Annotated in this window: 5 protein-coding genes and 1 pseudogene; 1 reads left to right on the top strand and 5 read right to left on the bottom strand. The window is 68.7% G+C overall.

The genetic code is table 11. The features are described from left to right. Both A5646_RS13125 and A5646_RS29885 read right to left on the bottom strand, forming a co-directional pair. Nucleotides 1–256 (bottom strand): adenylate/guanylate cyclase domain-containing protein (locus A5646_RS13125; protein WP_231998288.1); only part of this gene is annotated, 256 nt, incomplete at its 3' end. Between the two features lie 64 nt (nt 257–320). After that, a pseudogene (locus tag A5646_RS29885) lies at nt 321–434 on the bottom strand (pyridoxamine 5-phosphate oxidase); the annotation flags it as partial. On the opposite strand from A5646_RS29885, the gene A5646_RS13120 reads away from it, so the two are divergent. Beyond that, nucleotides 435–3,560: a LuxR C-terminal-related transcriptional regulator gene (locus tag A5646_RS13120; RefSeq protein ID WP_231998314.1), complete on the top strand. Its 3,126-nt coding sequence runs from the start codon at nt 435–437 to the stop codon at nt 3,558–3,560. Here A5646_RS13120 and A5646_RS13115 read toward each other — a convergent pair. From A5646_RS13115 to A5646_RS13105, 3 genes are all read right to left on the bottom strand, one after another. Then, a complete protein-coding gene (locus tag A5646_RS13115; RefSeq protein WP_067022035.1) occupies nt 3,546–4,625 on the bottom strand; it encodes a phosphotransferase family protein in 1,080 nt (359 codons plus the stop codon). The two genes, A5646_RS13120 and A5646_RS13115, sit on opposite strands and share 15 nt — an antisense overlap. Before the next feature lie 87 nt (nt 4,626–4,712). Further along, nucleotides 4,713–6,449, bottom strand: coding sequence for an ABC transporter ATP-binding protein (locus tag A5646_RS13110; protein ID WP_067022033.1), 1,737 nt, complete (start codon nt 6,447–6,449; stop codon nt 4,713–4,715). Continuing rightward, nucleotides 6,446–9,061 (bottom strand): ABC transporter ATP-binding protein/permease, encoded by a 2,616-nt coding sequence (locus A5646_RS13105; RefSeq protein WP_067022031.1) that lies wholly within the window; start codon nt 9,059–9,061, stop codon nt 6,446–6,448. Before A5646_RS13105 ends, A5646_RS13110 begins: the two co-directional genes overlap by 4 nt. Nucleotides 9,062–9,216 lie beyond the last annotated feature (155 nt).

Raw genomic sequence — 9,216 nt, 5'->3', positions numbered from 1 at the left:
AAGCGATGACGAAGCTGTCACCCTCACCCTGCTCGACCGGACGAATTCCGTGATGGGCGCCGACCAACTCGGCGAGGGTCTGGTCCAATTTCGCGATCGCGGCGGACATCAACTGCGGCTGGGTGTCCCACAGTTGCGTCGAACCCTGGACGTCGGCCAGCAGCAACGTCACCGTGCCCGTCGGCAAGGGCTCGTTCATGCCTAGCTCGCTCCAGTCCAACGGCGGCACGTCCGCACGTGGATCGACTTCGCTCATGTTAGCCAGCATGAGCTGAGCGCATGCCGCAAAACATCGGCGGATGCGCGTATATCTTTCGGCTCTACAGGTCGCCGGTGAAGTCGGCGCTGAGCCAGCGGTCCGGGCGGATGGTGAACAGCACCTCCTCGACGCCTTCCATGCTGCGCACGAACGCCCGCCCACCTTCCTCGCCGAGTTGGTCGGCGCCCATCACGGAATTCGTCCGGTCGAGCAGGGTGAGGGTGACAGCTTCGTCATCGCTTTCAGCCGAGCGTCCGACGCGGTGACGTGCGCGCTTGCGTTGCAGCGCGCTCCCCTCGCGCCGTTGCAGTTACGAATCGGGGTGCACACCGGCGAGGTGCAGTTGCGGGACGAGAACAACTACGTCGGTCCGGCCATCAACCGGACCGCCCGACTTCGCGAGCTCGCGCATGGCGGCCAGACGGTGTTGTCGGGCACGACCAGCGATCTCGTTGCCGACACACTGTCCGACGACGCGTGGTTGACTGACCTGGGTACCCACCCGCTCCGCGATCTGCCCCGTCCCGAGCGGGTTGTGCAGCTGTGCCATCCCGACCTCTGCAACGAATTTCCGCCCCTTCGGAAGCCCGATACCGTTGTCGCTCAACATCTTCCGACTCAGCTGACCAGCTTCGTGGGCCGCGACAGCGAGATGGGCGACGTGCGAACCATTCTCGCGCAAAACCGGTTGGTGACGTTGACGGGCGCCGGCGGCGTGGGCAAGACCCGGTTGGCGTTGGAGGTGGCGGCCTCCGTCGCGGATGACTACACAGACGGGCTTTGCTATGTCCACCTGGCTCCGATTACCGACCCGGACCTGGTGCCGGTCACCGCGGTCCGGGCATTGGGTTTGCCGGACCAGCCGGGGCGGTCCCCCGAGAAAAGCTTGCTGCAGTTCATCGGTGACCGACACATGCTGATGGTGCTCGACAACTGCGAGCATCTGCTGGACGCCAGCGCCGGGCTCACCACCGCGATGCTGGCGGGCTGCCCGCGACTGACGGCCTTGGCAACGAGTCGCGAGCCGGTCGGCGTGAGCGGCGAGGTGATATGGCGGGTGCCATCGCTGTCCTTCGAGGGGGACGCCGTGCGACTCTTCGAAGACCGCGCCCGTCACGCGCGTCCCGGGTTCAGCGTCGACGACCACAATGCCGCCGCGGTCAAAGAGATCTGCCGTCGGCTCGACGGCATGCCCCTCGCCATAGAGCTGGCCGCGGCGCGGGTGCGCGCACTCTCTCCCAACGAGATTCTCGCCGGCCTGCAAGACCGATTCCGCTTGTTGACCGGCGGCTCGCGGACGGTTGTGCGCCGCCAACAGACGTTGCAAGCCTCGGTGGACTGGTCCCACGCGCTGCTGACCGAACCGGAGCGGATCTTGTTCCGTAGGCTCGGAGTTTTCATGGGCGGCTTTGACCTCGACGCCTGCCGTGAAGTGGTTTGCGATAAGGATCTTGCGCCGCACCAGGTACTGGATGTGCTTGCTTTGCTGATTGACAAGTCGCTGGTAATCGCCGAATCCGTCCGCGGCGCAACGCGATACCGATTACTGGAAACGATCCGCCAGTACGCGCAGGAAAGGCTGAGCGAGTCCCCCGAGGCCATCGGTGTCCGCGACCGGCACCGCGACCATTTCACCGCAATGGCGGCGGCATTCGAGACTCCCGGTGTCATCAGCCTTGAGCTTCTGATGGATCAAGCGGAGACCGACATCGACAATCTGCGTGCCGCCTTCGCGTGGAGTCGCGAGAACTCCGACATTGATAGCGCGCTGCTGCTGGCCACGTCGCTGCAGCCGCTTTGGCTTTCGCGTGGCCGCCTGAAGGAGGGATCGGACTGGCTCGACCTGGGCCTGGCCGACTGTGAGACCCGAGGCGCCGTGAACCCCCGGGTGATGGCGCGGGCGTTGGCCGACAAGGCGTTCCTGGACAACATGCGCGACGCGGAAAGTTTTGCGCACGCGCAGCGTTCGCTGGCCATCGCACGTCAGCTGGATGATCCGGCACTGTTGGGCCGCACCCTCGTTACGTGCGGACGCCTCGCCGCCTGGAACACTGGACTGGCCCAGCCTTACCTGGCGGAGGCGGAGAACCTGATCCGAGTTATGGGCGACCGGTGGAGGCTGAGCCAACTCCTCTACGCGCAGGCGCTCACTTGCATCCTCGGCGCGGGAGATTTGGACGCCGCACTCGCTGCCGCGACGGAGGGCCGCGACCTCGCCGATGAGGTCGGCGATCAGGGCTATTCGCGCGGCTCCCGGTGGTGTCTCACCGGGGTTCAGTGGGCGCGAGGCGATGTTGTCGATGCGGAAGCGCACCAACGTGAATTGTTAAAAGAAGCGGACGCCGCGCATGCCGTGATCTGGCAGGTCAATGTCCGGTCGAGCCTATGTCTGGCGCTGTCTCACAGCGGAAGGCCGGCCGAAGGTCGCGCGTTGGCGCTGGAGGCGCTCGACGGCGCCGCCGACATCGGCCGTTTCCAAGAGGGGGTAGTGCATGCGGCGCTCGCGTTCGGCGCTCTCGCCGAAGGCGATGTCGACGCGGCCATCGAAGCCAGCGACATGGCGCGCGAACGGTTCGGGGACTGGCCACTTGCAGCCACCACCGCGAAGCCGTCGGCTCAGGTAGCGCTGGCCCGCGGCGATCTCACGTCCGCACGCCGCTTCGCCGAGGAAGACGTCGCAGCCGCGGCCGGGTGGTTCACGGTTCAGGCACTATTGACCCGCGCCCGCGTCGCGCTCGCGGAGAACGAGCCGGGGCAGGCCGAACGCGACCTGCAGGACGCGCTTACCCGCGCGGCGGAGACGCGAGCCCAGTTGTTCCTTCCAGACCTACTTGAGTGCCTTGCCCGCTTGCTGGGGGACGCCGGAAGCCACCTTGAAGCGGCGCGGCTTCTCGGAGCTGCGCACGCCGTGCGCGAGCGAACCGGCATCGTCCGCTTCCGGGTGTACGACGCCGAATACTCGGCATCGGTCGACGCGACCCGTAAAGCCTTGACAGAGACGGAGTTCGACGCCGCCTGGGCCGCGGGGGCGGCGCTGTCCGCCGAGGAGGCAATCGCGTACGCCCGCCGTGGGCGGGGTGAACGCAAGCGTCCGCCCAGCGGTTGGGACTCATTGACCCCGACCGAGCGCGACGTCGTCCGCCTCGTCAGCGAAGGACTGGGCAATAAGGACATCGGCGATCGGCTGTTCATCTCGCCGCGGACCGTGCAGACCCATCTCACCCATGTCTACGCGAAACTCGGGCTCACCTCACGCATGCAGTTGGCGCAAGAAACGGCTCGCCGATCAGTGCTCGATTAGGTCCAGCGTCCCCAGCTCGCGGATCGCCTGGCAGCCGCGGCTGAGCATGGTCAGCACCATGTCGTCGCCGCGCTCGGTGGCGGCGGCGAACGCGAACCCGAGTGCCGAGATCAGCGGGGCCTGCAGCACCCCGAGCCGGTAATCGCGCCAACAGGTTTCGCGGTCGTAGTCGCTGACCCCGCCGGCCGTCAGCGCGCGATGATAGTCGGTGACCAGGCCCTCTTCGATGCTCGCACGCAGCTGCGGAGCGAGGCTGGTCGCGGTGAAATACGCGAGATCGCGCGCCGGCAGACCCACGCCGAGCGTCTGCCAGTCCACCACGCTGACCCGGGTTCGCTCCGGATCGAACAACAGGTTGTCCAGGCGATAGTCGCCGTGCAGCAGGGCGAACCGGTCATACTCGGACAGCAGCCAGGGCGCGATCAAACCCATTGCGGCACTGAAGGTATCGCGATCCACGGCGCTCATCCGCTCACCCAGCTTCTCCAGCGTGATGTCGGCGCTCAACTTCGCCACCTCGCCCATGCCGCCCGCACCGGCCTCATCCGGCCGGCCAAACGCGATGCCCGGGAAATCGAGCCAGACGGGATCACACCAGCTGGGTGCGTGCAGCCCGGCCAGAGCGGTAACCGCAAGGCGCGCCTCGGTTTCCCCGCAGCCGACGAGCTGATCGCCCTGCACCGCCGGCGCCTGGTCCGCCAGGAGCAGGGCGAAATCCATTGCATCGTCGGTGATCTCGGAATAGAAGCACCGCGGTGTCGGCACCTGCACCCGATCCACCACCGAGGAATAGAACGCGCATTCGCTGCGGTAGCCGATGACCACCCGGTCGCGCACCGTGTCGTCCTGGGCGGGCAGCTTGATGACGAACGTCTGCGGCAGGTCCCCCGGATCCGTCGCATAGCGAGCGGTGACCCGGTAGGTCGCCCCGGTCTGTCCGGTGCCGATCGCGACCACGTCCACGTCGGCGACCTCGACGGGCGGGCCACCGCCGGACAGCGCGGCCGACAACCACTGCGGGGTCACGTCGCCGGGGTATCGCGGTATCGACAGCACAGCACTCATAGCGGCACGCCTCCTCCTGCGCAGACAGCACGGTCCGACTGACAAACTGTAAGGCATACCGCAAGAGTTGCGGTCAACCGCGGTGCGCTAGTCGGCCAGAATGCGCCATTCGGCGGCTTCGTGCTGCTGGCGCCAGAATTCGTCGAATCGGCCGCCCGCAGCGAGCAATTCGTCAACCGTGCCGTCCTCGACCACCCGGCCGTTGTCGAGGAACAGCACGCGGTCGGCGCGACGGATGCTGGCCAGGCGGTGCGCGACGATCACCTGCGTGCGTGACTGCGGGTCGGCCGTGAGCGCGTCGACCACCGCGGCTTCGTTCTCGGTGTCCAACGCGCTGGTCGCCTCGTCTACCAGCAAAATCGGCGCCGGTTTGAGCAACGCGCGGGCGATGCTGACCCGCTGGCGTTCACCGCCGGACAGCGCCGAACCGGCCTCGCCGACGACCGTGTCGACGCCGTCAGGCAGCCGTCCGACCAGCTCGTCGACGCGCGCGAGCGCCACCGCCCGCGCGAAGCGCTCGTCGTCGGCGCCCGGATCTCCAGCGAACACGTTGTCGCGAATCGACCCGTGGAACAGGTAGGGGTGCTGGAAAACGACGCTGGCCGCCGCCCGCCGGGCCTCGCCGTCCAGCGTCGCCGCGTCCACCCCGTCGATCAGCACCCGTCCGCCGGTCGGCTCATGCAGCCCGGCGATCAGCGCCAGGATCGTGCTCTTGCCCGAACCGGACGGTCCGACGATCGCCGTCGTGCTGCCCGGATCCAACGCGAAGCTCACGCCGTCGAGCACCGGTGTGCCCGCGCCGTCGTAGCGGAACACGACGTCCGCGAATTCGATTCGCGGCGCCCCGGCGCCGGCCAGCTTGGCGGCGCCGGCAGTCATCAGCGGCGCGGTCAGCACGGCACGGATGTTGTCGAGTGTGGCGCGGGTGCTCTCCAGCGCCGGCGCCAGCTCGCTGATGGTGGTGAACGGCTCGAGGTAGCGCACGATGACGACGATCAGCGCGATGGCCTCGGCCACCGTGAGCGTTCCGTGCACGGTCAGCGCAGTAGTCGCCCCGGCCAGCAGGATCAGCGCGAGCTGGCTGGCGAGGCTGAACAGCAGCTGGCCCGGGACCTGCATCGACAGCAGGCGCATGGTGGCGCCGTGTTGTGCCGCCAGTGCATCGCCGACCATGCTGCGCGCCGGCTCGACACGACGTGCGGCCCGCAACGCCTGCTGGGTCCGGGCGAACTCGATGATCCGCTCGGTGAGCGCGGTGTTGGCCTCGGCCGCCGCAGAGTCCGCGCGCCGCGCCAACCGGGCCGATGCCCACAGCGCGCCCAACAGCAGCGGCAGGCCTCCCAGCGCTGCGGCCCCCAGTTGCCAGGAGACCGGCAGCAGTGCCACCGCGATGGCCGCGGGCAGCAGGACGGCGGAGATCAGCGGCGTGAGCAGGTTGACGACGAGGCCGACCAGCTCGGGCCCCGTGGCGGCGATCGCCTGCCGTGCGGTCGCGGTGTGCTCGGCGGTGAACCAATCCAGCCGCACGCCGGGCAGCCGATCCGCGACGTCGTGCTGGCTGTGATCCAGCACGGCGAAGCCCAGGTTGAAACCGATCCGCGCGGTTGCGGTGTCGATGACCCAGCCGGCCACGGTGGCCGCGGTCAGCCAGGCCAGCCAGACCAGCGCGCGCTGCGGGGCGTCGCCGAACAACGCCCCGACCAAGGGGACCAGCAGCACGGTGGCCACCGCGCGCACCAGCACGGAGACCAGTGCGAGCACCGTGTAGGTGATGACCCGGTTGCGCCGGTCCGCCGGAACCAGGCTCAGCCACGTGCGGATCATCGCGCCCCCTCGCCCGTCGTGCCCGCGGTTACCTGGTCGCGACGACCGCCCTCCCAGAGCCGTCGGTACCGGCCGTCGGCGCTGAGCAACTCGTCGTGCGTGCCGCGTTCGACGATGCGGCCGTGGTCGAGCACGACGATCTGGTGGGCCCGGGTGATGGTGTGCAATCGATGCGCGATCACCAGCACCGTGCGGTCCTGCGTCAGCCGGTTGAGCGCTTGCTGCACAAGGTATTCCGATTCGGGGTCGGCAAACGCGGTGGCCTCGTCAAGGATCAGCACCGGGGTGTCGGCCAGGATCGCGCGGGCGATCGTGAGCCGTTGCCGCTCACCGCCGGACAGGCCGCTGGCGGCACCCAGCACGGTGTCGTAGCCGTCGGGCAGCCGCATGATGCGGTCGTGGATCTGCGCGTCGCGCGCGGCCTGTTCGACTTGCGCCGCGGTGGCGTCGGGGACGGCCAGCGCGATATTCTCCGCGACGGTCCCGTGCACCAATTGCGTTTCCTGCAGCACGAATCCGACCTGGGCGTACAGCTGGTCGGCGGTCATCGACCGAATATCTTGTCCCCCAACACGTATCGCGCCCTGTCCGACGTCATGGAACCTGGCCAGTAGGGCGGCCAGCGTCGACTTGCCGGACCCGGAGGGCCCGACCAGCGCGGTGACCGTCCCGGGCCGCAACGTCAGCGAGACGTCGTGGATGACCGGCACGTCGGGCCGGTAGCCGAAACCGACGTGCTCGAACACCACCGTCGACGCGGGATCCCCGTGCGCCTCGTGGTCGTCGTGCACGGCGAGGTCGGCCTCGTCGAGGGTGTTCTGCAGGCGCCGGGCGGCCAACATGCCGGCGCGGATGCCGCCCAGGCCGTAGGCGATGCCGAGCAGTCGCGCTCCGAATGTGGTGCCCAGCAACAAGAACGGCAGCAGGTTCACCGGATTCATCCGGCCGGCGACCACCAGCAACGTGCCGGTGAGCGCGATGAGCCACAGGAACGTCGAGGGGCGGGTGACCAGGTCCATGAACGTCTTCTTGCCGGCCAGCGGGCGCTGCCAGGCGACCAGGAAACCGACGTATTCGTCCAGGCGGCGCCGGAAGCTGGAGGCGGCGGCGCCACCGAAGACGCGGATCACCGGCTGGCCCTCCAGGTAGGCCCCGGCCTCGCCGCTCATCGTCTCCGCCCAGCGCTGCGACTGCGGGATGCGCGGACCCGATTGGATCGTCAGCGACGACGTCAGCACCAGGTACACCAGGACCGGCAAGAACAACACCAGCGCCACCCGCCAGTCGACGGCGAACAGATAGACCAGCACCGCGACCGGCGCGACGGCGGCGCCGACCGCGTCGCCGATGGCGTGGGTGACCAGATAGTGCAGGGACAGCGTGTCGTCGGTCAGCAACTGCTTGATCGACCCCGACCCGCGTGCCGTGAACCAGCCCAGCGGCAGCCGAGACAGCTTGTGCAACAGCCGTGTTCGCAGATCACGGGCGAACCGCGCGTCGACGACGTGCAGCCACAGCGTGAGGGCGGCGCCCAGCAACGCCCCCAGACCGAGCAGCGACACCGCCGCGACGCCGATATCCCACAGTCGGGCGGCGGGCGCACCCGAGACGAGCCGCCGGGCCAGCTCCACGAGCAACACGAACGGCGCCAGTTGCACCAGCGTGATCACCGCCTGCAACACACCCGAGAGGATCAGCGCGGAGCGCAGCGGCGCGAGCAGCCGGCCCGCGCCCTGGGCCCGCCAGCTCCCACGGGCCGCCGGGGCGGGTGGGGCGTCGGACACCTGCGGAGCCGATTCCAACTGCGCCGCAACATCTTCCGCAGAGAGGGCGGGTGCGACGCCGTCCGATGCCGCCGGTTCGTCACCGCGCCGGGTGCCCATCGCGCGTCCGGCGCTCCAGTACGCCTGGGCGTGCACCTCGGACTTGGGAAAGCCGAACTCGTCGCGCAGCCGCATTCGCACCTGCTTGAGCGTTGTGGCCTCCGGCGTCGCCCACGCGTACCAGTTGGACCAGTCCCGGTTCTCGATCGCCGCGGCAAGCGACTTCTCGTCGTGGCGGGCGACCCAGTGCAGTCGCAGCCGGGGGTGCTGGGCGATCGGGATCAGCGGGTCGTTGTCGTCGTGCTGTTCGAGGTACATCTCGATCGGGACGTCGTCGGGGACGACCCCGATGATGCCGTTCATCCCCGGGATGGATGCCGAGTCACCGATCAGCAGATATCCGGCCGGCTGCTCGTCGGGCATGTCGAATCGCGACGAGCCCATCAGCGCCATGACCGCGATGGTGGCGCCGGGCTGGACGGTGCGCGCCCACTGCGACGCCGGACCGGCGGGATCGTGCAGCACGATATCGACCGCGAAGCGCCCGGCGGGGACGTCGGCCTCCGAGATCGTGTACGCGCGCTGGAATTCCGTTTTCGATCCGTCCGGGTCCGGAAACCAGAACCGCAGCCACGCGGCCGGTTCGGCATCCACGTCCTCGAACAGGGTCGGCGACGTCATGCGCACCCGCACGAAGTGCGGTGCGATCCGGACGGTTTCGATCACCGTCGCGGTGTGGTCGCGTGCGCCGAAGCTGCGCAGCATCACACCGGAGAATCCGCGTGCCATTAGCGGTCCTTTCTCGCGGCGCCCCGCGCCGCGACGGCCTCGCCGATCTGACGACCCGGCGGGAGCACCGCCATGAGGCCACGGATCGATGCGGCCGTCAGCGGCCGCAACCCTTCGAGTTCGACACCTGCCACGACCCCGCATGGGCGGCATCC

The organism is Mycobacterium sp. 1245499.0 (assembly GCF_001673615.1).
Lineage (GTDB): Bacteria > Actinomycetota > Actinomycetes > Mycobacteriales > Mycobacteriaceae > Mycobacterium > Mycobacterium europaeum_A.
The sequence above is the reverse complement of the archived record's forward strand: the minus strand, read 5'-3'. Positions and strand labels throughout refer to the sequence as shown.